Raw genomic sequence first — 26,579 nt, 5'->3', positions numbered from 1 at the left:
GGCCGCCCGGGCCGTCCGCCACCGGTTAAGCGTGCCCGGGCCCCGCTCCTCGCCTGCTGTGCCCGCTTCTCCACCGGTACGGAGCGACGTCGGGCAGGGGTCCTGGTCATGTCCGGCCGGAAATTCCCGCTGAGCCCCGGGCGGTTGTGCAGTCATCCGGCTGCAAGGTGGCGGCCAGGCCGGTACGGACAACGGCGGGGACCGCGGCACCGTCATGACCGGCCAGGTCAGGTTCCAGGCTGGGCGGTGGTGGCCAGGGCGGGGGCGAACAGTTCGATGAGGTTGCCGGCGGGATCGGTGAGCAGGATCTGGCGTCCGCCGGGCCCGGCGACCACGTCGCTCTGGAAGGGCAGCCCGGCGGCCTGGAGGCGGGCGATCTCGGCGTCGAGGTCGTCGACGATCAGGTGGATGCGGTTGCGGCCGGGCACGGCGAAGCCTTCGGGAGTGGCGCGGGCACCGGAGCTGGCCGGTCCGGACAGCAGCAGCCGGAGCGGGCCGCGGAAGACCTCGGCGAAAGCGGGCGCGGCGCTGACGCCCACAGTGAATCCGAGGTGGGTGGTGTAGAAGTCGATGGCCGCCTGCACGTCCTCGACGAGGTAGCGGACGGAGGCGTGGTCGCCCGATGCGGTCATGGCTGGACCTCCCGGTGCGGGGTTGGGGTGAGGGCGGGCAGCAGGTAGCGGATGCGGGTGTCGAGCTCGGCGGCGGCGGCCTCGAACGCGGCGTCCCCGGCGCGGGCGGTGCCGCCGCCGGAGGCGGCGGGGTCGGCGAGGCCAGCGGAGTTGGCGGGGTCGGCGGGGTCGGCGGGGTCGGCGATGCTCCAGTGGATGCGCCGGGTCCGTCCGTCGAACTCGGGGCAGACTTCGCGGACCCTGTCGCACAGGCTGATCACGTAGTCGAATCGGCGGCCGGTCATCGTGTCCAGGTGCCGGGGGCCCCGTCCGGCGAGATCGATTCCGTACCGTCGGCGCAGGACTCGTACGGCGCCCGGGTGGAAGTGCGGTTTGGGGTGGCTTCCGGCACTGGCCACTTCGGCGCGGTCGCCGCTGTGGTGTCGCAGCAGGGCTTCGGCGATGGGGGAGCGGGCGCTGTTGCCGGTGCACACGAACAGCACAGAAGGACGCGGCGAGTTCTCGGACGAGGCGGCCGGCCGGTCGGGGACCAGGCGGAGCGCGGGATGCAGGGCGGCGCCCGCGTCGGCCAGCGCGCCCGCGCAGCGCTCCAGGTCGAGGCGGTAGTAGCTGTCGCGGCCGTCGAAACTGCTGCGACGCGCGCGGACCAGCCCGCCGGAGCGCAGCAGCCGCAGGTGGTAGGAGATCAGGTTCTGCGGCTCGCCGAGGCGGGCCACCAGCTCGCGTACGCGCAGGTCGCTGTGCGCCAGCTCGCTGAGCAGCCGCCAGCGCACCGGGTGCGCGGCCAGGTGGACGAACGGCGGCGGCGCGGCTTGACCGGACGGCACCATGCTCCGCATGATACATCAAACCAGTTTGATGCAATTCGGGATGGCCGGGGGAGTGTCATGACCGACAGGACCGAACGCCGCCCTCGGCCCGACGTACCGCGAGCCGCCCAGGAAGGACACCGGCATGGCTGAGCAGCCCTCCGGCCATCAGGCCGACGGCCCAGGCCCCGGCCGCGATGGGGCGGGCGGGCCGGAGACGTCCTGGCCTGCCGTGCGGCAGGTGGCGCTGCTGTTCCTCAAACTCGGCACGATCGCGTTCGGCGGCCCCGCCGCGCACACCGCGATGATGCGCGACGAACTGGTACGCCGCCGCGGCTGGATCGACGACCAGCGCTTCGTGGACCTGATGGCCGCCACCAACCTGATCCCCGGCCCCAACTCCACCGAACTGGCCATCCACCTGGGCTACGACCGCGCCCGCCGGCGTGGCCTGCTCGCCGCCGGGGTGTGCTTCATCCTCCCTGCCGCCCTCATGGTCACCGCCCTGGCCTGGGCGTACGTCACGTACGGCAGCACGCCCGCGCTCCAGGGCCTCCTGTACGGCATCGTCCCCGCGGTGATCGCGGTCATCGCGCACGCCCTGTTCGGCCTGCTGCGCACCGTGATCAAAACCGTACGGCTCGGCGTGCTGGCCGTCGCCGCGCTGACGGCCTACCTGCTGGGCGTCAACGAACTGCTCATCCTGGGAGCGGGCGCGCTGCTGGCCGCCGCCGCCCACCTCACCCGGCACCTGCACGCGAACGGCACGCACGGCGCCCTTGCCCCGCTGCTCACGCTCGGCGGCCTCCCCGTCTTCCCCGATCCGACCGGCGGCCAGCTCATCCAGTTGTTCGCCACCCTGCTGAAGATCGGCTCCGTGCTGTACGGCAGCGGCTACGTCCTGCTGGCCTTCCTGCAAGGCGCCTTCGTCGAACGGCTCGGCTGGATCAGCGGCCGGCAACTCATCGACGCCGTCTCCGTCGGCCAGGTCACCCCCGGCCCGGTCTTCACCACCGCGACCTTCCTCGGCTACCTGGTCGCGGGTCCGATCGGCGCGTTCCTCGCCACCGTCGCGATCTTCCTGCCGTCGTTCGTCTTCGTCGGCCTGCTCACCAGGATCACGGACAGGCTCCGCGCCGGCGCCTGGACCTCCGCCCTGCTCGACGGCCTCAACGCCGCCGCGCTGGCCCTGATGGCCGGAGTGTCGTACCAGCTCGCCCGCACCGCCATCATCGACCCGCTGACCATCGCCATCGCCGCGATCAGCCTGGTCCTGCTGTGGACGACCAGACTGAACAACGCCTGGCTGATCGGCGGCGGCGCCGCGATCGGCCTGGCCCATGCCCTCCTCACCTAGCCGCCCCGCCGGCTCCGGGTCGTCGATGTCGGGGCCGAGGATCTTCTCCGTGCGTGCGGCGGTCCCGTACGGCATCCGGGCGGCCGGCCGGTCGATCGCCTCGCCACAGGACGACAGAGCTGCTTCGCGCACCCCCGTGAGACCAATAGGCTCTGTGCCAGGTGTGCCAGGTGTGCCGGTTGAGCGGTCCTTCCGATGGACTCGATGACGTCCGGGGGTCTCGGTGGTGATCAGGCAGCTCGTGACAGCCGGGCTGTTGTTCCCGAATCTGTCCGTCCAGGCGCAGCCTCCTCTCGTCCACGTGATGACGTGGAACGTCTGCGCGGGCACCAACGCCGGGTGCGCGCTCTTCCGCCGCTCGAACGCCGTACCGGCCGGGCCTGGAGCGTCAGGTCGGCCGGGCTCGCCTATCCGGACGGCTCCCCGTACCAGTGCCGTCCCGACAGGAGCGGCAGGCCGCGCGGGGTGCAGAGCGTCACCTTGGCCGTGGCCGGAGCGGACCCCGGATTCGTGGTGCGCGCGCTGACCTCGCCGCCGTGGGGAGCCCGCAGGTACGCCGTCTGCACGGCCGACCGGGCGTTCTGCACCTCGCACTTCTCGTCCGGCTCCGTCCATGACGACAGGCAGAAGGGCAGGCCCTACCGGCACATCCAGGTGCGCGAGCTGTTCGAGCTCGGCCGGGGCGTGATCGGCGGCGACCTCAACCTGGTGCCGCGCGACGCCGCCCCGGCCTACAAGGGCCGCGACGAATGCGACCCGCGCCGGCGCTGGACCTACGTGACCCGCAAGCGGAAGATCGACTACGTGTTCGCCGGCGAGGGCCGCGTACGGAGATGCTTCGTCGATCGCGCCAGGAGCACGTGGTCCGATCACGTCCCGCTGCACGCCTGGGTGAGGCGGTAGCGGGGGCACGCCCCAGCGCGGCCCTCACCGCGCCGCCGAGCAGGAGGAGCCGGCCTCACGAGGTGGGCCGGGGGAGCGCCACGCGGACGTCGTCGAAGTCGACGGCCGCGCGGCCGGTGACGAGTTGCACGTGGCCGGGCCCCGCGATCGGTGACGGGTCCGTCACCGTGACGCGCGGCGCGGGCTCGCCGCCGACGTAGGCGCGGATCTCGGGCCCGCGCAGCTCGACGCGGAGCGTGGTGGGGCCCGTGACCGCCGGTCCCGTGCCGGTGGCGATGACGCCCGTGCCCGCGCGGTGGACGTCCACCGAGCCGTTGGGACGCAGGTAGACCAGGTAGCCGGACTGCGTGTAGGCGTCGCCGGGCCGGGCCGTGCGCACCTGGACGCCGCCGAAGGCGGTCGAGGTGGCCAGGGCGCGGAAGTGCAGGCGGGTCTCGACGGAGCCGTCGGCGATCGTCAGGTCGTCGATGACGCTCCTCCAGCCGGTGCGGGTGGTGTCCTGCTGGCGGTAGACGCCGTCGGCGACGCTCCACGCGCCGTCCACGGCGGTCCACGCGCGGGCGGTGTCCGCCGCCGAGGAGAAGCCGTCGCGGAAGACCACCCCCTGCGCGTCCGGCACGATCCGCAGGCCGAGGGCGTCGATCTCCGTCGTCCCGTCGGCGCGCCGGGTCGTCACCGTGAGCGGGCACGGCCCGGGCAGCGTCGTCTCCCGTACGGTGACCCGCACCTCGCCGGGGCCGGAGGCGGTGGCCGGGCCGGTCAGGCACGGACCGGAGACCGTGACCCCGGCGATGCGCCGTCCCGAGACGCGCACGCCGACCGGCTGCCCCGCGACGGCCTCGGACGCGGCCGCTCCCACGGTGACCAGGTCGTGGCCCACGTCGGAGCGGGCCGCGGCGGCGACCAGCCGGGCTGCCTCCGCCGCGCGCAGCACCTTCGCGCGGACGAGGCCGGCGGTGGTCCTGGTGACGTGGGCGACGAAGGCCCCGTGGCCGTCCCACTGCTCGCCGGCGCGCAAGCGGTCGGCGACCGTGCAGCCGGTGCCGTCGCCGGGGTTGCGGACGCCGGTGTCGCGGTCGCCGATGAACACGTGCTCCCGCTCGTCGGAGGCGACGCAGGCGTCGTCCAGGACCCGGATGTCGTAGTCGAGCGTGCCCGCCGCCCTGAGGTCGAGGACCCGCAGCGCGCGGGCGCCGCCCGCCACCGGGAACGACGACGGCCACAACACCGCCGAGCCCGCACCGGTCCAGCGGATCTCCACGCTGCGGCCGTCGCGGTTGACCACGAGCCCGGAGACGCCCGCCGCCTCGGCCCGGGAACCGGCCTCGACCGGGCCGCCGCCACCGCCGATCCAGCGCACGGTGTCGCGCTCGTCCAGCACGAGCGGGATGCGTTCGAAGAAGTCACCGCCGGCCGCCACCCGGACCCGCAGGCTGTCGCCGAGCGTCACGGACTTCGTGCCGCCGGCCGCGGGATAGCGGACCTCCAGGCGGTCGAGGTCTCCTGCCGTGGCCGGGTCCACGGGGGCGCCGTCGCGGAAGAACGCGGGAACGGGCTGGTCGTAGGAGTCGAAGTGCACGCCGTCGGCGGCGGTCCAGCCGGTGCCCCAGGACAGCTCGGCGTCCACCGGGCGGGTGCGGGGGGCGCCGGGCTGGGGCGCGTTCTGGCTCTGCACGACCGCGCCGAGCTTCGGGTCGTACAGGTAGCTGAGCCCGAAGCGCTGGTTGTCCCAGAAGCCGTACTGGGTGTTGACGTGCTTGCCGAAGCCCATCCCCACGACGTAGCCGGGGCGCTTGGCGAAGACGAACCGCTGGCCGGTGACCTCGTCCGCGCGGTGCTCGGTGTAGGGCGCGCCACCGTACGGCCGCAGCGTGGCGATGGCCGCGCGGCGCTCGGCCGCGCTCGGGTGGTACTCCTCTCCCAACGCGACGTCGCGGACGAGCGCCGGGTCGAGGTAGGCCCACGTCGCGGCGAGCCGCGGCGCGACGGAGCCCTGCCAGCCCGCCTTCACCCAGGCCGCGCGCCGCTCGCCGGTCTCCTCCCGGGTGGCGGAGTAGGCGCGGGCCTGCGGGATGACCTTCCCCCACAGGTTGTTGGAACCGATCGGCAGCTCCTCGGCGTAGTTCCAGCCGCGGTGGCGCGAGTCGATCGCGGTGTTGATGGCGTAGCCGTCGAGCTCCCGGTCGTAGAGCAGGTTGTACTGGGCCCAGTCGAGGTAGCGGGACTGCATCCGGTCGATGACCGGCCGGGTGGCGGGGTCGGCCCAGCCGGCCAGGTCCTCGGACTCGACCTCCAGGCTGTAGCGGTGGGCGACCGTGCCGTCCCGGTAGAAGCCGGCCGCGCCCTGCGAGACCCGCTCGTGCTCGGCCAGCCGCTGCTCGAAGCGGGTGCGCAGCTCCTGGTCGGCGAAGCGGCGGAGCAGGCGGGAGATGCCGACCAGCCCGCCCGCGACCTGGTTGGCGAACTGCGCGCCGCGGGGCCCCCAGACCTCCTCGTCCTCCAGGAACCACCGGCTCGCCGCCTTCATGGCGGCGGTCAGGGCGGGGACGAGGGCCGCGTCCACGGTGCCGTCGGCGTCGAGGAGCTCCAGCATGACCGCGTACAGTTCGAGCGCGAAGCCCGTGGCGGCCCGCGAGTGGAGGTCGCCCGAGCCCTGCGGGAACGAGCCGTCGGCGTTCTGGGTGCCGAGCATGAACCGCAGCGCCGCCTCCAGGCGCACCCGGAGTGCCGGGTCGCGGTGGTACGGGTTCCAGGGGCGGTCGGCGGTGTAGAAGTAGGCGAGCGTGAGGACGTTCTCCATGACCCGCGCGTCGTTCGGGCCCTGGCCGGCCCGCCAGCAGTTGCAGGTGATGTAGCCGTGGTTCGTCGTGCTGTCGTCGTTGACGCTGTTGGCCAGGCGGGCCAGGTTGCCGAGGTAGGGCGCGAGCTGCTGCTCCAGGCCGGTGAAGTCGGCCAGGTCGATCGTGGCCGGGTCGAGGGGCGCGACCTCGGGCAGCGGCCCGGAGGCGACCGCCGGCACCGGGGTCCGCTGCGGGGGCGTGGCGCGTGCGGCGGCGGGCACCGCCGGGGTCAGCGCCAGCACCGCGGTGACGGCCGCCGAGAGGATGCGGCGTTTCGAGTTCATGATCAAGCCTCCAGGGGGGCGCGAGGACGACCTGACGCAGGCAGCGGGCCGGGGACCGGGGACCCGGGGACTGGGAGACCGGGGGAGGAGACGCGCGGTGACCTGCGGAATCGATGAGACCATGATCGTGAATCGATTCACGGCCGGTGAGCGGAGACTAGTGACGATCTCGCGGCGGTGTCAACAGCCCGAGCCGGCCCGGCGTCAGCCCGAGGCGGGCGCCAGCGACGTCGCGCGGACCACCAGCTCGGGCTCGAAGCGCCCCCGGGTGTCCCGCTCGCTCTCCAGCCCGAGCAGGATGCGCACCGCGCTGGCCCCGAGCGCGGCGGAGGGATGCCGGATGGTGGTGAGGGGCACGATGGCGAAGTCGGCGAACTCTATGTCGTCGTAGCCCACCAGGGACAGGTCCTCGGGCACCCGCACCCCGCCCATGATCAGCCCGTGCAGCAGGCCCAGCGCCAGCAGGTCGTTGCCCGCGACGATCCCGTCAGGCAGGCCCGTGGCGCGGCGCCGCAGCAGCGTCCGCGCGACCGCCTCGCCGACCTTCGCGGTCTGCGCCTGGATGCGGATGATCTCCAGCGAGGCCCGCTCGGGGAACTCCTCCACCGCCCGCCTGGCCCCCGCCAGCCGCAGGTCCACGTGGGGGTGCGGGCCGCCGACGAAGACCAGCCCGCGCCGGCCCTGGGCGAGCAGGTGCGAGGCCGCCAGGTGACCGCCGCGCTCGTTGTCGCCCGAGATCGCCGGATAGCTGTGCGGGCCGCGCGCCATGCCGACCAGCACGAACGGCGTGCCGCGCCGGCCCAGCCCGATCAGCTCGTCGGGCACGTCGCCGACGGGGGCCGCCAGGATGCCGCTCACCTGCTGGGACTCGAAGAAGTTGAGGTAGGCGCGCTCGCGCTCGGGGCTCTCGTCGCTGTTGGCGACGAAGATGTAGCGGCCGTGGGCGGCGGCCTCCGCCTCCGCGCCGGCGGCCAGCTCGGCGTAGACCGGGTTGCCGATGTTGGAGACCAGCAGGCCCAGCGCGAGGCTGTGGCCGACCCGGAGCCGGCGGGCCGCGTCGTTGCCGACGTAGCCCAGCTCGTCCGCCGCCGCGAGCACCCGGCGGCGCAGGTCCGGCGAGACCCTGCTCGGCTGGGTGAAGGTGTAGGACACGGTCGCCCGCGACACCCCCGCACGCGCCGCGACGTCGGCGACCGTGGGGGCCGCGTCCTCCGCCTTCGGCTGCTTCGACACCGATCCAGCGGCCATCGGGCTCCTCACTGAGATGTTCGGCCAGTCGGCCCTCAGCCTAGCTGACTCGTGAATGGATTCACGAGCCCCGTCACCGAGGGTCATGCCATTGACATCGTTTCGGACATACGCGTACTCTGCCCGAAACGTCGTGAATCGATTCACGATCTTGAACGGTGGGCTCCACGGCGAGGCACGCGGTCCCGTCCCACCTCCCCGTCCAGCAGACCACGCGCCATCCATGGTCATCCGCGAGAGGAGTCACCCGTGGCCGCGACCCAGGCGACGACGACACCACCCGGCGTGCGCGAACCCGCCGCGAAACCCCCGCCGCGCGGCTCCCGCCGCCGGGTCGGGGTCCGCGCGCCCTGGTGGTTCGTCGTGCCGGCGATCTCCATCTACCTGTTCATCGTCGTCGTGCCGAGCGCGAACGGCGCGCTGTTCTCCTTCACCGACTGGAACGGCCTGCGTCCCGGCTGGTCCTTCGTCGGCCTGGACAACTTCGCCGCCGTCTTCTCCGACCGCACCGCGCTCGACGCCCTGGCCAACACCCTCGTCCTGGCGGCGGTGGCCACCGTCGTGCAGAACGTGGCCGGCCTGCTGCTCGCGCTCGGCGTCAACAGCCTGGTCAAGAGCCGCTACGTGCTGCGGGTCGTCTTCTTCGCGCCGGTCGTCCTGACGCCGCTGGTGGCCGGGTACGTGTGGAGCTTCCTGCTCTCGCCCAACGGCGCGATCAACGAGGCCCTGCGCGCGGTCGGCCTCGGCGCGCTGGCGCACGACTGGCTCGGCGACCCCGACACCGCCCTGTACGCGATCGTCCTGGAGATCGTCTGGCAGTTCGCCGGCTACTCCATGGTCATCTACCTGGCCGGACTCCAGGCGATCCCCGCCGAGGTGCTGGAGGCGGCCACCATCGACGGGGCGGGGCCGTGGAGCAAGTTCCGCCGCGTCGTGCTGCCGCTGCTCAACGGCGCGATCGTGATCAACGTGATGCTCACCCTCATCGGCGGCCTCAAGCAGTTCGACCAGGTCATGGCCATGACCGGCGGCGGCCCCGGCACCGCCACCGAGACGATCTCGACGGCGATCTACAAGAGCGCCTTCTCGCTCGGCGACTTCCCCTTCTCGATCGCGCTGGCCGTCGTCATGACCGTGGTCATCGCGGCCCTGGCCACGGTCCAGTTCCGCCTGACGCAGAGGAAGAGCTCCTGATGCACTCGCGATACACCTGGCGCACCCTGACGCGCGAGGTGACCCTGATCCTGCTCGCGCTGGTGTTCCTCGTCCCGCTCGCCGGTCTGCTCAACGTCTCGCTCAAGCCGCAGGACAGCCAGTCGGGCGCGCTGGCCTTCGCGTTCCCGCCCACGCTGGACAACTACGTCCAGGCGTGGAACCAGGCGAGCCTCGGCGCGGCGCTGGCCAACAGCTTCCTCATCACGGCCGTCAGCGTCGTGCTGATCATCGCCTTCGCCGCGGCGGCCGCCTACCCGCTGGCCCGGGTGACCCGCGGCTGGTCGCGGGCCACCTTCTCCTTCGTCATCGGCGGCCTGCTCGTGCCCGGCCAGCTCGCGCTGCTCCCGCTCTACGCCACCATGCGCGACCTCGGCCTGCTCGGCTCGCTGTGGTCGGTGATCCTCATCAACGTCGGCCAGCAGATCCCGTTCTCGGTCTTCCTCTACACCATGTTCCTGCGCGAGCTGCCGCTCGACTACGAGGAGGCCGCGCTGCTCGACGGCTGCGGGCCGGTGCGCTCGTTCGTGAGCGTGGTCTTCCCGCTGCTGCGCCCGGTCACCGGCACCGTGGTGATCCTCAACGCGGTCGGCATCTGGAACGAGTTCTTCACCCCGCTGCTCTACCTGGGCGGCAGCGACAACACCACGGCCCCGGTGGCGATCTACGGCTTCGTCAGCCAGTACGTCTCGCAGTGGCCCCTCATCTTCGCCGGCCTGGTGATCAGCGTCATCCCGATCCTGGTCGTCTACTTCGCGCTGCAGAAGCACATCATCAAGGGCTTCGCCGGCGGCCTCAAGGGCTGAGCCCCCGCTTCCCCCCACTCTCGTACCGGAGTCTGTCATGAAGATCGTCACAACGCTCGCCTCCGTCTCCTGCCTGGCCCTGGCGGCCGCCGCCTGCTCGACCTCCGGCGGCGGCCGGACCACGACCGCCTCCGAGGGCGGCCAGGTGCTCACCCTCGCCGCCGCCGGCCAGGGGCCCGCCAAGGCCGCCGTGGAGGCGTTCGAGAAGGCCAACCCCGGCGTCACGGTGCGGACCACGTTCACCGAGGACGACGCCTCCTACCAGCAGCAACTGCGCACCCAGCTCTCCTCGGGCACGGCCCCGGACGTGTTCCGCATGTGGCCGGGCGGCGGCAACACCATGGCCGTGCGCGATCTCGGCGCCGACGGCATGCTCATGGACCTGTCGGGCGAGAGCTGGGCGAGCGGCCTGAGCGCCGGCCTCAAGGCCGTCACCAGCGACCCGGCGGGCAAGGTCGTCGCCGTCCCGGTGACGATCGGCGCCATCGGAGCCGTCTGGAACGACCAGGCGCTCGCCAGGACCGGGCTGAGCAAGCCCACGACCTGGACGCAGGTGCTCCGGTTCTGCCGGGACGCCAAGGCCAAGGACGTCGTGCCGTTCGCGCTGGGCCTGAAGTCGGCGTGGGTGACCCAGCTCGTCCCGTACGCGCTGACCGCCTCCCTCGTCTACGGCCCGAACCCGGGCTTCACCCAGCAGCAGAAGGACGGCCGGGCCACCTTCGCCAGGTCGCAGTGGAAGCAGGCGATGGACAAGTACCTGCAGATGCGCGACGCGGGGTGCTTCAACGACAGCCCCAACGGCGTCGGCTACGACGAGCAGATGCAGCTCCTCGGCCAGGGCAAGGCGCTCGGCGCGGTGCACGTGCTGTCCGCCGTGCAGTCGGCGGCCAACTTCGCGCCCGACGGCACCACGTTCTCCATGACCCCGTTCCCCGCCACGGACGACGCCGCCGGCACCTACCTGCCGGTCTCGGTCGGCATCGTGTACGGCGTCAACGCCAAGGCCGAGAATCCGGCCCTGGCCAAGAAGTTCCTGCAGTTCCTGGCCTCCCCCGAGGGCCAGGCCCTCTACGCCGAGAAGTCGGGCAGCAGCCCGGCCCTGGCCAGCCCGTCCTTCCGGGCCGACGCGCTCCAGCAGCCGGTCCTGGACGCGGTCAAGGCGGGCAGGTCCACCCTCTACCCCGACCAGGAATGGCCCGGCCCGAAGGTCCAGCAGGAGCACCTGACCTCCGTCCAGGAGCTGTTCAACGGCACGATCGACGTGCCGACGCTGCTCGGCCGCATGGACAAGGCGTTCGGCGAGGAGAAGTGAGGATCCTGGACCTGGAGCTCACGCCGGTCGCCTTCCGCGACCCGCCGCTGCTCAACTCCACCGGCCTGCACGAGCCGCTGGCGCTGCGCTGCGTCCTGCGCCTGCACGTGGACGGCGGCGTCGTCGGGCTCGGCGAGTGCCCCGGCGACCGCGGGCACCTGGACCGCCTGGCGGCCGTGCGGGAGCACCTGATCGGCCACAGCGTGTACGCGCTCCACCACATCGAGCGGGCCGTGGAGCGAGCCCTGGCCGGGGTGCCCGACCCGATCGCGCGGCGGGCCACGTTCTCCGCCGTCGAGGTGGCCTGCCTGGACGCCCAGGGCCGGCTGGCCGGGGTGCCGGTCGCCGAGCTGCTCGGCGGCGCGGTCCGGCCCGCCGTGCCGTACGCCGCCTACCTGTTCTACAAATGGGCCGCCCACCCGGGCGGGCCGGCGGACGAATGGGGCCCCGCCACCACCCCGCGGGAGCTGGTCGAGCAGGCCGAGCGCATGATCGGCCGGTACGGGTTCCGCTCCGTCAAGCTCAAGGGCGGCGTCCTCGCCCCCGACGAGGAGATCGCCGCCGTCCAGGCTCTGAGCGAGGCGCTGCCCGGCGTGCCGCTCAGGCTCGACCCCAACGGCGCCTGGACGGTCGGGACGGCGCGCCGGGTCGCCGAGGAGCTGGACGGGACGCTCGAATACCTGGAGGACCCCGTGCTCGGGCTGGACGGCATGGCGGACGTCGCCGCCGCCGCGCCGATGCCGCTGGCCAGCAACATGCTCACCACCTCGCTGGAGACCCTGTATCCGGCCGCGCGGCGCGGCGCGGTACAGGTCGTGCTGGCCGACCACCACTACTGGGGCGGGCTGCGCGCCACGCAGCGCCTGGCCACCGTCTGCGCCGCGCTGGGCCTGGAGCTGTCCATGCACTCCAACTCCCACCTCGGCATCAGCCTGGCGGCCATGACACACCTGGCGGCCGCCATCCCGACCCCCATCCACGCCTGCGACACGCACTACCCGTGGAACGCCGCCGACGACGTGGTGGTCCCCGGCACGCTGCGCTTCACCGGCGGCGCGGTGCCGGTGCCCGGCGGGCCCGGACTCGGCGTCGAGCTCGACCACGACGCGCTGGCCAGGCTGCACGAGACGTACGTGCGCTCCGGCCGCCAGGTCCGCGACGACACCGGCTACCTCCGCCGGTTCCAGCCCGACTTCGACCCCACGCTGCCCCGGTGGTGACCGCACCCTTGGAGACGACCATGGAAGCCTGCCTCTGGATCACCCCCAAGATCTTCGACGATCTGCGCGACCCCGCGCCAGGGATCGCGGCCTTCTTCGACCACCACGCCGACTGGCTGGACGGCCGGCCCGTCACGATCGTCTTCTGCGCCGGCAACGGCGACCACGTGCTCAACTACACCGGCCGCACCGCCTGGGACGACCGGTTCGACTGGGCCCGCTACAACTGCTTCGCCCCGGCGCCCGGCGGGCCGGCCGCCGGCGCCAGGGCGCACAACCGCGACTGGCTCGACCGGGTCCGCGACGGCGGCGAGCGCTCGGCCAACCCCTACTCGGCGGGGCCCATGTTCGTGCTGTCGGAGCAGCCGATGGACTACCGCACCCTGGCCGGCGTCTACGGCGCCGTGCGCGCGGAGGCCGGGCGCCGCGGGCTGCGGGTCAACCTGCTGGAGTACCTGGAGCCCGGTCCCGAGTTCTGCCGCAGCGAGTGGAAGACCGAGCGCCACCCCGAGGCCGCGGCCGGCGCCGCCGACGCCGGCGGGCACGTCGTGCCGGGCGTGATCGACGTGACGGCCCCGCTCGACGCCGACCCGCGCCCGTACGCCGCCTTCCCCGGCGGCATCCCGGCCGGGCTGCCCGCCGGGGACTTCGTCGCCGCGCAGACGGCCGCGTTCGCGACCGACTTCGGGCTGGACGGGGTCATGCTGGGCAACCAGTTCGGGCTGGTCGGCTTCTGGCACCCGGACAACGCGCCGCCGCTCACCCCCGAGCGCTCGGCCGGCATCGAACGCTTCTTCCTGCGGCTGCGCGCGGCCATGGGGGAGAGGCTGGTCTACTGGATGGACACCTACTGGCGGGCCGAGGTGGAGCGGTCGGCCTGGGGCATGACGGACGCCGCCTACCGCAGCCTCGACGCGATCCTGGTCAGCACGTTCGCCGTGCTGGTCGAGCGTACCGAGATCGTGCCCAACCTGCTCAGCAAGGCCGCGCTCGGCGGCCCGCGCCCGCTGCTCGGCCTCGACTTCGTCGATCCCTGGTACTGGTACCGCACCTACCTGGACGACCGGCGCACCTACCTCTACCAGCGCGAGGTGCTGGCCGGCCACGCCGCGTCGGTGGCGGGCGTCTCCTTCTTCGCCAACGACACCTTCGGCCACTTCGTGCCGCCGGCGGAGCTGGCGGCCACCCTGGAGGTGGTCAGGAAGGGGGAGCGCGCGGGAGTGCTCACCCCCGGGGACCGTAGCCCGTCATGACGACGTGCACGAGGACGAGGACGACGGTCCAGACGACGGCGCGCCTGGTCGGCGGCGGGCCGCCGCGCAGCAGGGAGATGCCGAGGGGGACGAGGGCGACGCAGAGGCCGCCCACGGCGAGGAAGGACTGCGGCTCGGTGCCCTTGAGCGTCCCGAGCGCGAGCACCGACATCAGGCCGAGCGCGACCGAGCGGCCCAGCCCCAGGGCGCCGGAGCGGTAGGCTCCGACGGCCAGCACGACCCAGCCGAAGAAGGCCGGCCCGGAGATGCTCCTGAACGGGTGCCAGACCGTGCCCCGCCAGGCCACATAGTAGTCGTCGATGCCGTGGAGCATCGTCTGCAGGCCGAGGCTGTCGGTCAGGTGGAAGGCCAGGTGATCCGTGCCGTACTGGAAGGTCCTGGTGAACAGGCCGACCATCACCAGGCAGCCGCCCCACATCCCCCACAGCGGGCTGGTGGCCGCGATCCGCTGCGCCAGCGTCATGACCGCCGGCCACAACAGGACGAACCCGGCGGCGAAGCAGGTGTAGGCAGCGGTGATCAGGGCGGGGTGACGGGTGTAGGCGGTGAGCTGGTAAGGGACGAAGTAGTAGAACGGCGAACGCAACAGGGTCCCGGCCAGGATGAGCGCCGGGCCGGCGATCAGCGAGATCGCGCTCACCCAGCGGCCGGGGAAGGGCGGCTGCCGGTCCAGGTTGGCCGCCGCGTTGGCGGCCCGCCGCTCGGCGCCGGCCCGGCGCCACCGGGCGATCCGCCCGCGAAGATCAACGTCCATCGGTTCCTGCCCTCTCGTCGGTCCTGGTGCGGCCCGGCGGGGTGCGCCGGGCGTAGCAGCATGGTGCGGGGCGGCGGGGTGGCGGGGCGTCTGGCTCGGGTCCCATCTTCGGCGGGCGTGCGCGGGCCGTCCGTACGACCCAGGACAGAGGCGAGGGTCCACCCGTGGGCAGATGCCGGGTGATCGGCCGGGGCGATACCTTCTGGTCATGGTTCGGGCACAGCGGCTCCGCGGGAACGGCATGACCGACGCCGCGGTGGCGGCCCTCGTGGCGCTGACCATCGGATACGCCATCGTCGATCCGCCGGGGCCGTCGTCGTGGTGGCCCGCGTGGTCGGCCTGGCCGGTCGCGGCGCTCACGAGCGCTCCGATCGCCGTCCGGCGGCGGTGGCCGCCCGCCATGCTGGCGGCCGCGTGCGGCACGGGCGTGCCGGCCACCGTGGCCGGCGCCGTCGCGGCGGGGGCGATCTGGCTGACCTTCGTGCCGACCGCGCTCGTGCTGTACTCGGTGGCCGCCGCCGCCCCGGCCCGGCGGTCGGTGGCGGGCGCGCTGGTCTGCGGGTTAGCGGCGGTGGCCGCGATCCTGGTCTTCTACGACCGGGTGTTCCCCGGCCTGGCCCCCGCCCCGGAGCCCAGCGAGCTGCCGCCGTACTGGCCCGTGGAGATCGGCGCGGTCTGCGTCCTCCTGACCGCCGGGTGGGCCATCGGGACGGTCGTCCGCTGGAAGCGCGACACGACCGCCCGCCTGATCCGCCACCTCGCCGAGACGGCCGTCACCGACGAGCGCAGGCGCATCGCCCGCGAGCTGCACGACGTCATCGGCCACAGCATGAGCCTCATCGCCGTCAAGGCCACCGTCGCCAACCACGTCGCCGACGCCCGCCCGCAGGAGGTGCGCGCCGCGCTGGCGGTCATCGAGGAGACCAGCCGGAGCACGCTCGCCGAGATCCACCGTGTGCTCGGCCTCCTGCGCTCCGACGACGACCCCGGCCGGCCCCACCTGCCCGTTCCCGGCCTGGCGGACCTGCCCGCGCTTGCCGCCCACGCCCGCTCGGCCGGGGTGGAGGTGGACCTGACCGTCCGCGAGGGGGCCGCGCTGCCTCCCGCGGTCGCGATGTCGGTGTACCGGATCGTGCAGCAGGCGCTCACCAACGCCGTCACCCACGCCGCGCCCACCCGCTGCTCCGTCACCGTGGAGATCGACGCCCGGGAGGCCGCGATCGAGGTCGTGGACGACGGCCCCCGCCCCGAGTCCCATCCCGGCCCCCGCCCCGACCTTCGCCGCGGCCGGCCGCCGCGAGCGGAGGGCCACGGCGGGCACGGCCTGATCGGCATGCGCGAACGGGCCAAGATGTACGGAGGCACCTTCGACGCGGGCCCCCGGCCCGAAGGAGGCTTCCGCGTGGCCGCCCGCCTGCCCTACAACCCGAACGGCACCCTGACATGACCGGCAACCCCGCCACCCCCGACTCGCCTCCCCCCGACTCGCCTCCTCCCGTCCGGATCCTGCTCGCCGAGGACCAGGTCCTGGTACGCGACAGCCTCAAAGTCCTCATCGACACCACGCCAGGGCTGGTCACCGTGGGCGAGGCCGGCACCGGCGCCGAAGCCGTGCTCCTGGCCCGCCGCCAACGGCCCGACGTCGTCCTCATGGACATCCGCATGCCCGACATGGACGGCATCGAGGCCACCCGCCGCATCTGCGCCGCCCCGGAGAGCGCCGGCGCCCGCGTGCTGATCCTCACCACGTTCGACCTGGACGAATACGTCTACGCCGCGCTCCGGGCCGGCGCCAGCGGCTTCCTCGTCAAGAGCGCGACGGCGGGCGAGCTCCTGGCCGCCATCCGCGTCGTGGCCTCCGGCGAGGCGCTGCTCGCGCCCACCGTGACCCGCCGGCTCATCGCCGACTTCCTGCGCCGGCCGGCCGCCGCCCCGGCCCCGCGCGACCTCGACGACGTCACGCAACGCGAGCGCGAGGTGCTCACCCTGATCGGCAAGGGGATGTCCAACTCCGAGATCGCCGGCCACCTCCACCTCACCGTCGGCACGGTCAAGACCCACGTCGGCCGCCTCCTGGCCAAGCTGCAGGCCCGCGACCGGGCCCAGCTCGTCATAGCCGCCTACGAAGGCGGGCTCATCACCGCCCCGGACACCCGCCCCTGACCCCCTGGCCCGGCGTTGTTCCTGGTCCGGAGACCACGGACGGGCCGGTGGCGCGAGGGCGGCGATCCGCAGGTAACGCGTTCGTCACTATGGGCTCGTTCGTCCGGGCTCGGCAGCACTCCGGAGGCATGTCGACAGCGGACGGCGCCCCAGGTGTCCCCTCCCGCGATGAGGACGCGCGGCGCGCCCGGCTGCGGGCCACGACGCGCAGGACGCGGGCGCCGGGGCGGCGGTGATCCGCGCGGTGGCCGCCCGCCGCGCCAGGTCCTGGCCGGCCGCCACGGTGATCGTCCGGCTGCGCCTGGACCATGCCGGCTACCTGGAGCTGCTGCGCGGCTTCCCCCTCGGCGATCATCTGGCCGCCCAGGACGGCGACGCCTGCCAGGACGGTGCGTGCCTCCGTGTGCGTACGCGCCACCGGCGCTTCAGGCGGCGAGACCCATGCGGGCGAGCTTGAACAGCAGTTCCCAGCTCTTGGCCTCGGTGTTGGTGTGGAAGGCGACCGCGCGCTCGCCGTCGGGCGTGGCCAGGGCGCCGAACATGTGCCCCCAGTAGCTGCCCGCCACACCGCGCGCAGCGATCCCGCCGGTCGCCGCCGGGTCGAGCTCGAAGCAGCCGAGCCCGTAGCGGGTGTGCGGCAGCCAGTTGGCGCCCTCGGTGGAGACCGTGGTCCACATCTTGCGGTGCTGGGCGGGCGGCAGCAGGGACCCGGCGGCCACCGCGCTGATGAGCCGGAGCATGTCGCTGGTGGTCGAGACGATGTTGCCGGGCTCCCAGGAGGTGTCGAACTCGGTGACGTCCAGGGGCGCGAGCCCGGGCTCCTCGACCATCGACTCCCAGTTGTCCGGGGTGACGTCGGCCGGGTCCACGCCGTCCTTGTAGAACTGGGTGGAGTAGGCGCGCGGGTGCGGGCCGGGGAAGGTGGTCTCCCCTTCGGGCCGCACATAGCTGGAGCTCAGGCCGAGCGGCTGGAAGACGGTGCGCTCGACCTCCTGGGCGTAGGTGTTGCCGGTGACCTTCTCGATGAGCGCCACGGCCACGGCGAAGCCGCCGTTGGAGTAGACGAAGCGCTCACCGGGCTGCCCGACCGGCGGCTGGGAGACCGCCAGGCGCAGCAGGTCCCGCCGGCTCCAGGCGTCGAAGCGGTGCTGGACGAACCTGGACCGGCTGGTGTATCTGGCCACCAGCTCCGGCGCCAGACCCGTGGAGAACAGGCCGCCGGTGTTGCTGAGCAGGTGCCTGATGGTGATCCTGGTGCCGTCGTAGCCGCCGGTGTCCAGCACGCCGGGCAGCCACTTGCCGACCGGGTCCTCGATGTCCAGCCGGCCCTCGGCCTCCAGGGTGAGGATCACGCCGGCGATGAAGGCCTTGTCGCCGCTGCCGATCGGCACCAGTTCCCCCGGCACGCGCTTGGCGCCGGTCGTCAGATCGGCCACGCCGGCGGTGCCGAACCAGGTGGTGCCGTCGGGGTTCTTGACCTCGGCGACGATGCCGGGGATGCCCACCTCGGAGACGGCCCATTCGAGCACCTGCTGCGTCTTGTCGTGCATGTCATGCCTTTCACGCATCTGTCGTTGGACGTTCTCCACGATGCGGGCCGGCGGTGACAGCGCTCTCACAGCGCTGCGACAGGCGGCGTGATCGCTGTGAGCGGGTCCTCATAGCCTGGTGGCCATGCGGGTCGAGGTGCTGGGGCCGGTGCGGGCCTACGGTGACGGCGGGGCGGCGATCGACGTCGGCGGGGTCAGGGTGCGTGCGCTGCTGGCCAGGCTGACGCTGGCGGGCGGCGAGGTGGTGCCCGTCGATTCACTCGTCGACGGGCTGTGGGGCGATCGCCCGCCGCGGGAGAGCGTCAGAGCGCTGCACGCGCTGGTGTACCGGTTGCGGCGGGCGCTGGGCGAGAGCGAGGTCGTCGAGCTGGCCTCCGGTGGATACCGGCTGCGGGTACGCGCCGAGGACGTCGACGCTCACCGCTTCGAGAAGCTCGCCGGGCAGGGCCGCGGCGAGCTGGCCGCCGGTGCCGCCCGCGAGGCGGCCGCGCTGCTGGGTGAGGCGCTGGCGTTGTGGCGGGGCGACGCACTGGCCGACGTGCTCGACGTTCCTTTCGCCGGTACGGCTGCCACCCGCCTGCAGCAGCTGCGTACCGCGGCCACCGAGGACTGGTTCGAGGCGAAACTGCTGCTGGGCGACCACATGGAGATCCTGGCCGACCTGCAGGCGGCGACCTCGGCACATCCGCTGCGCGAACGGCTGGCCGTGCTGGCGATGCGGGCGTTGCACGCGGCCGGCCGTCAGTTCGAGGCACTGGCCCTGTTCGAGCAGGTGCGCCGCACGCTCGCCGAGGACCTGGGCGTCGACCCCTCGGAGGAGTTGCGCAGGACGCACCTGGCGGTGTTGCGCGGCCAGAGCGAGCCGTCGGAGCGCTCCCGGGCGGCGCCGGGCCGGCTGCCGGCCCCGCTGGCCGGCCTCGTCGGCCGGCAGGAGGAGCTGGACCTGCTCGCCGGCCTGCTGGAGAGCTCGCGGCTGGTCACGGTCGTGGGTCCCGGAGGAGTGGGCAAGACCCGCCTGGCCGTGGAGGCGGCGAGCCGGCACCGGGCCCATCGGCGCGGCCGCGTCTGGTTCGTCCCCCTGGCCGGGGTGGACACGCCGGACGGGCTGCCCGAGGCGGTGCTGGGCACGATCGCCACGGCGGAGGCCCTGCCGCCGGGGACGCCGCTCGACCGATCGGTCACCCTGCTGGCCGGTGGCGAGGGCGTGCTCCTCCTGGACAACTGCGAACAGATCTCCGCGGCCGTGGCCGAGTTCGCCTGGCGGCTGCTCGAACGCCTGCCGGCCCTGATCATCCTGGCCACCAGCAGGGAGCCGCTGGACGTCATGGGCGAAGCGCTGTGCCGGCTGGCTCCGCTCGTCCTGCCCCCGGTGCGCGCCGATCCCGTTCGTGCCGCGCGGGCAAGCGCGGTACGGCTGTTCCTCGACCGGGCAGCCGCCGCACGGCCCGGCTTCGCGCTGGACGAGTCGACGGCGGGCCCGGTGGTGGACATCGTGCGCCGGCTGGACGGCCTGCCCCTCGCCCTGGAACTGGCCGCGGCGCGGCTGCGTACGATGAGCGCCGACGAGCTCTCCCGGCGGCTGGACGATCGCTTCCGGCTGCTCGGCACCGGCAACAGGACGGCCCAGCCGCGGCAGCAGACGCTCCGGGCGGTCATCGACTGGAGCTGGGGCCTGCTCACCGATCAGGAACGGACGCTCGCCCGCCGGATGTCGATCTTTCCGGCGCCGACAGGGCTCGGCCCGATCGCGGCGGTGTGCTCGGACGGCTCCGCAGACGATGTCGCCTTCCTGCTGGATTGCCTGGTCGACAAGTCCATCGTGGAGCGGGCCGGCGACGGCTACCGCATGCTGGAGACCATCCGGGCCTACGCGGCCGACCAGCTCCGCTCCGCCGAGGAGCACGAAGCCGTACGGCACAGGCTCGCGCGCCACTACGCGGGGCTGGCCGAGCGACACGGGCCGCTGCTGCGCTCCCAACGGCAGAGGGAGTCGCTGCGGGTGTTCGACCTGGAGTATGACAACCTCCTGTACGCCCTCCGGACGGCCATCGACGACGGCGACGCCGAGGCGGCGGCCCGGATCCTCGGCCCGCTGTACTGGTACTGGGACACGCTGCGTTATGACGGCCGGGCCGACGGTTACGTGGCCAGGGTGCTGGAGTACGGCGACGCGTTGCCCCCGGCGGCCAGGGCCGCGTTCACCGTGATCCACCTGCTGGCCGGCGAAGGAGACGCCGAGCGGCTGCGGGCGGCGGTCGAGGAGTGCGCGCGGACGGACGCGCCGGCGCACTACCCGATGGTGCTGACCATGACGCTGACGGCGGCCCTCATGGCCGGTCTGGACGACCTGGTCGACCGGGAGATCACCCGGGTCCGGGCCGGCTCGGACGGCTGGGCCGTCGCGCACACCTACCTGGTCGAGGCGCTGCGCAGCCGTATCCGCGGGGACTGGACAGGCGGCGCGACCGCGACGGCGAGGGCCTTGCGCGCGTTCGAGGAGGCGGGCGACCGGTGGTGGACCGCGATGACGCTGAGCGGCACGGCGCAGATCCACGCCGTCGAGGGCCGGCACCGCGAAGCGGTCGCCGACTACGAGCGCGGCATCTCGATCAGCGCCGGCCTCGCCTGGCAGGAGGAGATCTCGTCCCGGCTCGGGCTCGCCACGAAGCGCATGCGCGCCGGCGATCCGACGGGCGCCGCCCGTGACCTCGAAACCGCGCGGCGGGCGGCCTGGGAGCGCGGTCAGCCCATGCTGGAGATCCAGGTCCATGCCTGCTCGGCGGAGCTGTACCGCCGCCGGGGCGAGCTCGACCGGGCCGACCGGGAACTCGACCGGCTGGAGAGGGTCGCCCGCGAGCTGTCCCTTCCCGCCGAGACGAGCCGGAGCCTGCTGCTGCCGGCCAGGACGGCGAACCTCCTCGCCGCCGGTGACGCCACACGCGCGCGCGAGGCGCTGCCCGGCGCGGTCCAGGCGGCACACGTGAACATGGACCTTCCGCTGGCCGCCCAGCTCCTGGCCCGGCTGCTGCTGCTCGAGGGCGATCCGGCGGGTGCGGCCACCGCGCTCGGCATGAGCGAGGTCATCCGCGGCACCTTCGACCGCGGCGACCTGGAGCTGAGCGCGCTCGTGGCCACCCTCGTGGACCGGCTCGGCCGCACCGGCTACGCCCGGGCCTACCGGCGGGGCGCCGGCCTGCCCCGGCATGAGGCGATCGACAACCTGATCAACGGCCGGACGGCGGTCCCGCGGCCCGGGACCCTGGCGCGTCGTGGCGGAAGCGGGCACCGACAACCGTCCCGGACCCGACCGTCGGAGGGTCCTTGATCACGGTTTGGTGTCGCGCGACCTAATGATCTTGACGTGGGAGCGCCCATGAGACGTTATTAGAACACACGTTCCCATTCTGGTAGGAGGCTCCCGTGTCCCCATCCCTGGCTCGCCGATTAGCCGCTTGCTGCGGTGCCGCCGGTCTGATCACCGGCCTGCTCACCGTCACGGCCCCCGCCGCCTCGGCGGCCGGCACCATCACCGACCTCGGGGTCACCGACTCCTACACCGCCGACCTGGCCGTCGGCGGCGGCCGGGTGTTCGTTCCCGCCGGCGACCGCATCATCGTGGCCGGCACCGACGGGAACCTCACCGGCGGCGTCGTCACCGGCCTGTCCGGCGTCCAGGAGCTGGCCGTGAACGCGGACGGCACCCGCCTGTACGCGGCCCTCACCGGCTCGAACGAGGTCGCCGAGATCGACACCGCGAGCCTCGCCGTCACCCGCAGGATCGACCTGTCGGCCCACCCGTGCCCGTCCACCCTGGCGTTGCTGGGCGAGCGGTTGTGGGTGGGGCACGGGTGCGACAACGGCCCCGGCGGCGTCGTCGGCCTGGATCTCGGCGCGAGCGCCCCGGCGCCCGTGGCGGTCGGGGGCGAGCACCTGCGGCCTCCCGTGCTCGCGGCCGCCGGCGACACGCTCGTGGTCGGCCAGACCGCCATGCACCACGCCGACATGCTGGTCTACGACCTCGGCGACGGCGCCCCCGCGCTGCGCGGCACGATCGACGGCGAGAAGTGGCGCATCGACTCCCTGCGCGACCTCACCCTGAGCTCCGACGGCGGCACCCTGTTCAGCGCGGCCGACACCCCCGGTCACTTCACCAGGTATGACACCAGGACCCTGGCGGCGACCGGCACCTACGGCGACGGCTGGGACGGGTCCCCGTCCGCCGTGGCGCTCGGCTCGGACGGCGCGTACGTCGCGGCCGGGCGCCAGTGGGGCGGCGCCGACCTGATCCTCTACGACGCCGCGACGGGCGCGGAGCTGTTCGCGGCCGACCAGCCGGACGCCGAACTGCTCCCGGACGGCGTCGCGTTCTCCGGCACGGACGTCTTCGCGCTGCTGCGCAGCTCCACGGACCGGCTGCTGCTGTGGCGGGTGACGGGCGTCGCGCTACCGGCCACCAAGCTCACGGCGACGGCCCCCGCGGACGCGTACGCCGGCTCGCCGATCACCGTCGAGGGTCGGCTCACCCGCGCCGACGGCGAGGCGCTCGGGCTCAAGCCGCTCACGGTGATCCAGTACCTGCCCGGCTGGACGAAGCTGCCGATCACCGGCGTGACGACGCGGCAGGACGGCACGTTCACCTTCCAGGACACGCCCGTCTTCGAGCTGCCGCCGTACATCGGCGAGGTGGTCTACTGGGTGTTCTGGGACGGCGACGACAGCCTCCGCCGCAGCAGCGCCTCCGTCACCGTCACGGTCAAGCGCGAGGCCACGCTCACCCTGACGGGGCCGCAGTCCGGCGTCGCCGGCACGGCCGTGGAGCTGAGCGGCGTCCTGACGGGGGGCGGCAGGCCGCCCTCGCCGGGGTCCACGCTCACCGTGCAGCGCACCCTGTACCTCAGGAGCAGCAGCCCCGGCAAGACCGTCAAGCTCCCGCCGGTGAGGGTGAACGCCGACGGCACGTACACGTTCACCGACACGCCCGCCAACGCCGGCAGGTACGTCTACCTCGTGAGCTATGCGGGGGACGGCGGGACCGGACCGGCCCAGGCCACCCATCAGATCATCGTCAAGTGACCCGATGACCGGTGCCCGGCCGCCCGGCCGGGCACCTCGGCCGGGATCCGGTGGTGACACGGCAGGGGGCCGATCCCGAGGGGGCCGGCCGGGAGTCGGCGGTCGCCGCCGGACGGCCTCGTCGGTCGTCCGGCGGCGGGCGCATCAGCGCGTGATCGGCGCTGTCGCGGTCGCTAGCGGCCCTGCAGGGACCTGACGTTGTCGCCGAACGTCCAGCCCTTCGAGCCGTCCCAGTTGATGGACCAGGTCATCAGGCCCTTCAGCTGCCCGCCGAAGGCGTTCCAGCTCTGGGAGACCAGCGAGGGCGCCATGTAGCCGCCTCCGGCTCCCGGCTGGGCGGGCAGGCCGGGCACCTGCTTGTCGTAGGGGACCGTGATCGTGGTGCCCTGGACGGTCAGGCCGTTGTTCAGGCAGGTGGTCTGCGCGGTGAAGCCCTGGACGGTGCCGGCCGAGTAGGAGTCGCCCGAGCAGCCGTACATGCTGCCGTTGTAGTACTGCATGTTCAGCCACCACAGGCGGCCGTTGTCGGCGTACTTCTTGATGATCGGCAGGTACGCGCCCCAGATCGAGCCGTACGTCACGCTGCCGCCCGTCACGTACGCCGTCTCGGGCGCCATGGTCAGGCCGAACCCGGCGGGCATCTGGGCGAGCACGCCGTCGATGATCCGGATGAGGTTGGCCTGGGAGGTGGAGAGCGTGGTGATGCTGCCGCTGCCGGTGAGCCCGGTCTCGATGTCGATGTCGATGCCGTCGAAGTTGTACTTCTTGAGAATCGGCACGACGGTCGCGACGAACCGGTCGGCGACGGCGGTGGAGCCGAGGTCGATGCCCGCGGCGGCGCCGCCGATGGACATGAGGATGGTCGCGCCCGCGGCCTTGGCGGCGCACATCTCGGCGGGGGTGGCGACCTTGACGGTGGCGTCCATGCCGTCCTCCCACAGCACGGTGCCGTCGGAGCGGATGACGGGGAACGCGGCGTTGATCACGTTGTAGCCGTGCGCCTTGATGCGCGAGTCGGTGATCGGGATCCAGCCGAGCGGCGGGTGCACGCCGTTGGACGCGCCGTCCCAGTTCTCCCAGTAGCCCTGGATGACCTTGCCGGCGGGCTTCGGCTTGAGCGGGCAGGTCGCGTCGGTCGGGGTCACCGTGGGCGTCACGGTGGGGGTGACGGTCGGGGTCACCGTCGGGGTGGCGGTCGGGGTCACCGTCGGGGTCGCGGTGGGCGTCGCGGTCGGGGAAGCGGTGCCGCCGGGGCCGTCGAGACTGACGTCGTCGGCGTAGTAGGTGCCCTGGCCGTACCAGCCGTGCAGGTAGATCACCGCGGTGCTCTGGCCGGCCGCCGTGGTGAAGGTGGTGGTGAGCTGCGTGTACGAGCCCGCCGACGGCGTCCAGGTGGAGGCGCCGCCGTTGACGCCGAGGTAGACGTAGCCGCCGCGTACCCAGGCGCTCAGCGTGTACGTCGTGCCGGGCCGCACGGGCACCGACTGGCTGCACTGCACGGTGTCCGACCCGCTGACCGCCGCGGCCAGCGCCTTGCCGCCCGAGTGCACCGGGGTGGAGACCACGGAGCCGAGCCCGCCGGCGCAGGTCCAGGGCGACAGGGAGCCGGTCTCGAAGCCGGGGTTGGTGAGGATGTTGGCCGCCTGGGCGGAGGTCTGTACGACGAGGACGCCCAGGGCCGCCAGGAGTGAGGCCAGGAGCACGATCAGCAGGCGGCGTGTTCGCTTCATGGTGGCAACCCTTCCGGCGCCCTATGGCATGGCCCGCGACCTGCGGGTTCACCGGATATTGTAAAGAAGCTTTAATGATTGTCCATGAAGCTTGCATACCATTTGGGTCATACCACCGACACAACCTCTGGTTCTTCGCCGCGAGCCGGGAATGCCCCTGGCGCTGACCGCGTCCACGGCAGTGGTGGACGGGTGTCTCCTCGACGGCGGCGGTCAGGGGCGCGGGATGGCGACGGCGGTGTACGGGGTGGTGGGGGTCGGGGTGGTGTCGAAGCGGGCGTTGGGGAGGTACAGCCGGTCCCCGAAGGCCGCCACCGTCGCCGGCACGTCGAACCGGCGATCGCTCACCCGCCGCAGGACGCGACCGTCGGTGCCCGAGGCGTTCAGCTCGACGACGGCCACGGCGTTGAGCCGGTTCTGCACCGCGTACAACGTCCGGCCGCGCAGGAGCAGACCGTCGCCCTCCTTCAGCGACTCCCCGTGCAGGTTCACCCGGCGGGTGCTGCCGGACGGCTCGACGCGGAACAGCCCGCCGGTGTTCGACTGCACGACGAGCAGGCCGCGGCCGTCCGGAGTCGGCGTGATGCCGTTGGCGTTGAAGCCGGTGCCGTACTTCAGGTCGCCGGTGAGGGGGATCCGTACCGCAGCCGCGGGCAGCCGTCCGTCGCGTAGCGGCAGTTCGTACAGCACCGGGTTGGTGGAGTCGGTGATCCAGGCGGCGTCCTTGGTGAGGACGATGTCATTGACGAACGCCTGCCCGGTGGCCAGCTGGTAGGAGGCCAGCAGCTTGCCGGTGCGGGCGTCGATGACGCGCAGGTCACCGCCCGTGCCGCCGGCGACGAACAGCCGCCCGCGCTGGTCGAGCTTCAGGCCGAGGGACGGCGTGCCGGGCCCGCGGCTGAAGATGGCGCCGCGTCCGGTGCGCAGGTCGGCACGGTAGATGGACCCGTCGGCCATGGAGCCGATGAAGGCGAACGGATCCGACCCGATGGCGATGCCCTCAGGCTGGAACCCGTCAGGCAGGGAGATGGACGCCGGAGGTCTTCCGGCCCGCGGATCCGCCACCGCCCCGGCGGGCCCGCCCACGGCCATGCTCAGAACCAGTGTGGACAGGACGGCACCGAGTCCTTTGATCGATCGCATGATGTGACGCTTCCTTGTCAGGTGTTTGGTCGGATGGGGAACCGCTCGATCTCCTCGGCGGACCCGTGCTCCCCGCCGGCGACGTGGTCGATCGGGTCGAGCAGCCCCACGTCCTGTCCGCCTTCAAAGGCGAGCGGGCGTCGCTTCACCAGGTCGCCGAACGCCACCAGCAGGAGCCGCCCTCGCGGAACCTGGTTCGGATGAGGTCTCATGCCCTTCAGCCTGGACCACGAGGGATCAATGAGTCCAATGCATGTCTGTCATCCGAA

The 26,579-nt window shown here is 73.0% G+C and carries 21 protein-coding genes; 12 read left to right on the top strand and 9 right to left on the bottom strand.

Translation table 11 applies throughout. The features are described 5' to 3' along the window. Positions 1-227 precede the first annotated feature (227 nt). Positions 228-632, bottom strand: coding sequence for a VOC family protein (locus AB0H75_RS41620; RefSeq protein ID WP_367805882.1), 405 nt, complete (start codon positions 630-632; stop codon positions 228-230). Beyond that, a complete protein-coding gene (locus AB0H75_RS41615; protein ID WP_367805880.1) occupies positions 629-1,462 on the bottom strand; it encodes an ArsR family transcriptional regulator in 834 nt (277 codons plus the stop codon). The genes AB0H75_RS41620 and AB0H75_RS41615 overlap by 4 nt, the downstream gene beginning before the upstream one ends. 124 nt (positions 1,463-1,586) lie before the next feature. Here AB0H75_RS41615 and chrA point away from each other — a divergent pair, with 124 nt between their 5' ends. Together chrA and AB0H75_RS41605 are read left to right on the top strand one after the other, a co-directional pair. Beyond that, entirely contained in the window at positions 1,587-2,798 is a 1,212-nt protein-coding gene (gene chrA, locus AB0H75_RS41610; protein ID WP_367805878.1) for a chromate efflux transporter, read from the top strand. Between the two features lie 339 nt (positions 2,799-3,137). Then, positions 3,138-3,701, top strand: coding sequence for a hypothetical protein (locus AB0H75_RS41605; protein ID WP_367805876.1), 564 nt, complete (start codon positions 3,138-3,140; stop codon positions 3,699-3,701). A gap of 55 nt (positions 3,702-3,756) precedes the next feature. On the opposite strand, the gene AB0H75_RS41600 is transcribed toward AB0H75_RS41605, so the two are convergent. Beyond that, positions 3,757-6,825 carry a hypothetical protein gene (locus AB0H75_RS41600; protein ID WP_367805874.1) on the bottom strand — a complete coding sequence of 1,023 codons (3,069 nt, stop codon included), beginning with the start codon at positions 6,823-6,825 and terminating at the stop codon, positions 3,757-3,759. Positions 6,826-7,029: 204 nt separating this feature from the next. After that, positions 7,030-8,073 (bottom strand): LacI family DNA-binding transcriptional regulator, encoded by a 1,044-nt coding sequence (locus AB0H75_RS41595; RefSeq protein ID WP_367805872.1) that lies wholly within the window; start codon positions 8,071-8,073, stop codon positions 7,030-7,032. A 249-nt stretch (positions 8,074-8,322) separates the two neighbouring features. On the opposite strand from AB0H75_RS41595, the gene AB0H75_RS41590 reads away from it, so the two are divergent. Genes AB0H75_RS41590 through AB0H75_RS41570 form a run of 5 tightly spaced genes read left to right on the top strand, consistent with a single transcriptional unit; the run spans position 8,323 to position 13,876 of the window. Then, entirely contained in the window at positions 8,323-9,267 is a 945-nt protein-coding gene (locus AB0H75_RS41590) for a carbohydrate ABC transporter permease (protein WP_367805870.1), read from the top strand. Further along, a complete protein-coding gene (locus tag AB0H75_RS41585; protein ID WP_367805868.1) occupies positions 9,267-10,091 on the top strand; it encodes a carbohydrate ABC transporter permease in 825 nt (274 codons plus the stop codon). Before AB0H75_RS41590 ends, AB0H75_RS41585 begins: the two co-directional genes overlap by 1 nt. A 37-nt stretch (positions 10,092-10,128) precedes the next feature. After that, on the top strand, positions 10,129-11,403 hold the full coding sequence (locus tag AB0H75_RS41580) for an extracellular solute-binding protein (RefSeq protein ID WP_367805866.1): 1,275 nt from the start codon (positions 10,129-10,131) through the stop codon (positions 11,401-11,403). Next, positions 11,400-12,623, top strand: coding sequence for an enolase C-terminal domain-like protein (locus tag AB0H75_RS41575; protein WP_367805864.1), 1,224 nt, complete (start codon positions 11,400-11,402; stop codon positions 12,621-12,623). Before AB0H75_RS41580 ends, AB0H75_RS41575 begins: the two co-directional genes overlap by 4 nt. Positions 12,624-12,643: 20 nt before the next feature. Continuing rightward, positions 12,644-13,876: a hypothetical protein gene (locus AB0H75_RS41570; RefSeq protein WP_367805862.1), complete on the top strand. Its 1,233-nt coding sequence runs from the start codon at positions 12,644-12,646 to the stop codon at positions 13,874-13,876. On the opposite strand, the gene AB0H75_RS41565 is transcribed toward AB0H75_RS41570, so the two are convergent. Further along, positions 13,848-14,651 carry a hypothetical protein gene (locus tag AB0H75_RS41565; protein WP_367805860.1) on the bottom strand — a complete coding sequence of 268 codons (804 nt, stop codon included), beginning with the start codon at positions 14,649-14,651 and terminating at the stop codon, positions 13,848-13,850. The two genes, AB0H75_RS41570 and AB0H75_RS41565, sit on opposite strands and share 29 nt — an antisense overlap. Positions 14,652-14,859: 208 nt before the next feature. On the opposite strand from AB0H75_RS41565, the gene AB0H75_RS41560 reads away from it, so the two are divergent. From AB0H75_RS41560 to AB0H75_RS41550, 3 genes are all read left to right on the top strand, one after another. Further along, entirely contained in the window at positions 14,860-16,098 is a 1,239-nt protein-coding gene (locus tag AB0H75_RS41560; protein ID WP_367805858.1) for a sensor histidine kinase, read from the top strand. After that, entirely contained in the window at positions 16,095-16,814 is a 720-nt protein-coding gene (locus AB0H75_RS41555; protein WP_367805856.1) for a response regulator, read from the top strand. Before AB0H75_RS41560 ends, AB0H75_RS41555 begins: the two co-directional genes overlap by 4 nt. 232 nt (positions 16,815-17,046) lie before the next feature. Beyond that, a complete protein-coding gene (locus tag AB0H75_RS41550; RefSeq protein ID WP_367805854.1) occupies positions 17,047-17,271 on the top strand; it encodes a hypothetical protein in 225 nt (74 codons plus the stop codon). Here AB0H75_RS41550 and AB0H75_RS41545 read toward each other — a convergent pair. Beyond that, positions 17,240-18,364 (bottom strand): serine hydrolase domain-containing protein, encoded by a 1,125-nt coding sequence (locus tag AB0H75_RS41545; protein WP_367805852.1) that lies wholly within the window; start codon positions 18,362-18,364, stop codon positions 17,240-17,242. The genes AB0H75_RS41550 and AB0H75_RS41545 overlap by 32 nt on opposite strands. Before the next feature lie 124 nt (positions 18,365-18,488). Between AB0H75_RS41545 and AB0H75_RS41540 the strand changes: the two genes are divergently transcribed. After that, positions 18,489-21,689, top strand: coding sequence for a BTAD domain-containing putative transcriptional regulator (locus AB0H75_RS41540; protein ID WP_367805850.1), 3,201 nt, complete (start codon positions 18,489-18,491; stop codon positions 21,687-21,689). Positions 21,690-21,784: 95 nt separating this feature from the next. Beyond that, positions 21,785-23,437: a hypothetical protein gene (locus AB0H75_RS41535; protein ID WP_367805848.1), complete on the top strand. Its 1,653-nt coding sequence runs from the start codon at positions 21,785-21,787 to the stop codon at positions 23,435-23,437. A 173-nt stretch (positions 23,438-23,610) separates the two neighbouring features. Here the strand turns inward: AB0H75_RS41535 and AB0H75_RS41530 are convergent, their stop codons facing one another. The 3 genes from AB0H75_RS41530 to AB0H75_RS41520 all read right to left on the bottom strand — a co-directional run bounded on the left by AB0H75_RS41530 (position 23,611) and on the right by AB0H75_RS41520 (position 26,522). Continuing rightward, complete coding sequence (locus AB0H75_RS41530) at positions 23,611-25,167, bottom strand: glycosyl hydrolase family 18 protein (protein WP_367805846.1); 1,557 nt, start codon at positions 25,165-25,167, stop codon at positions 23,611-23,613. Between the two features lie 213 nt (positions 25,168-25,380). Next, positions 25,381-26,310, bottom strand: coding sequence for a superoxide dismutase (locus AB0H75_RS41525; RefSeq protein WP_367805844.1), 930 nt, complete (start codon positions 26,308-26,310; stop codon positions 25,381-25,383). Between the two features lie 17 nt (positions 26,311-26,327). Further along, on the bottom strand, positions 26,328-26,522 hold the full coding sequence (locus tag AB0H75_RS41520) for a hypothetical protein (RefSeq protein ID WP_367805842.1): 195 nt from the start codon (positions 26,520-26,522) through the stop codon (positions 26,328-26,330). Between the last annotated feature and the right edge of the window lie 57 nt (positions 26,523-26,579).

Source organism: Nonomuraea sp. NPDC050783 (assembly GCF_040802095.1).
In the GTDB taxonomy this organism is placed as follows: domain Bacteria; phylum Actinomycetota; class Actinomycetes; order Streptosporangiales; family Streptosporangiaceae; genus Nonomuraea.
The sequence above is the reverse complement of the archived record's forward strand: the minus strand, read 5'-3'. Positions and strand labels throughout refer to the sequence as shown.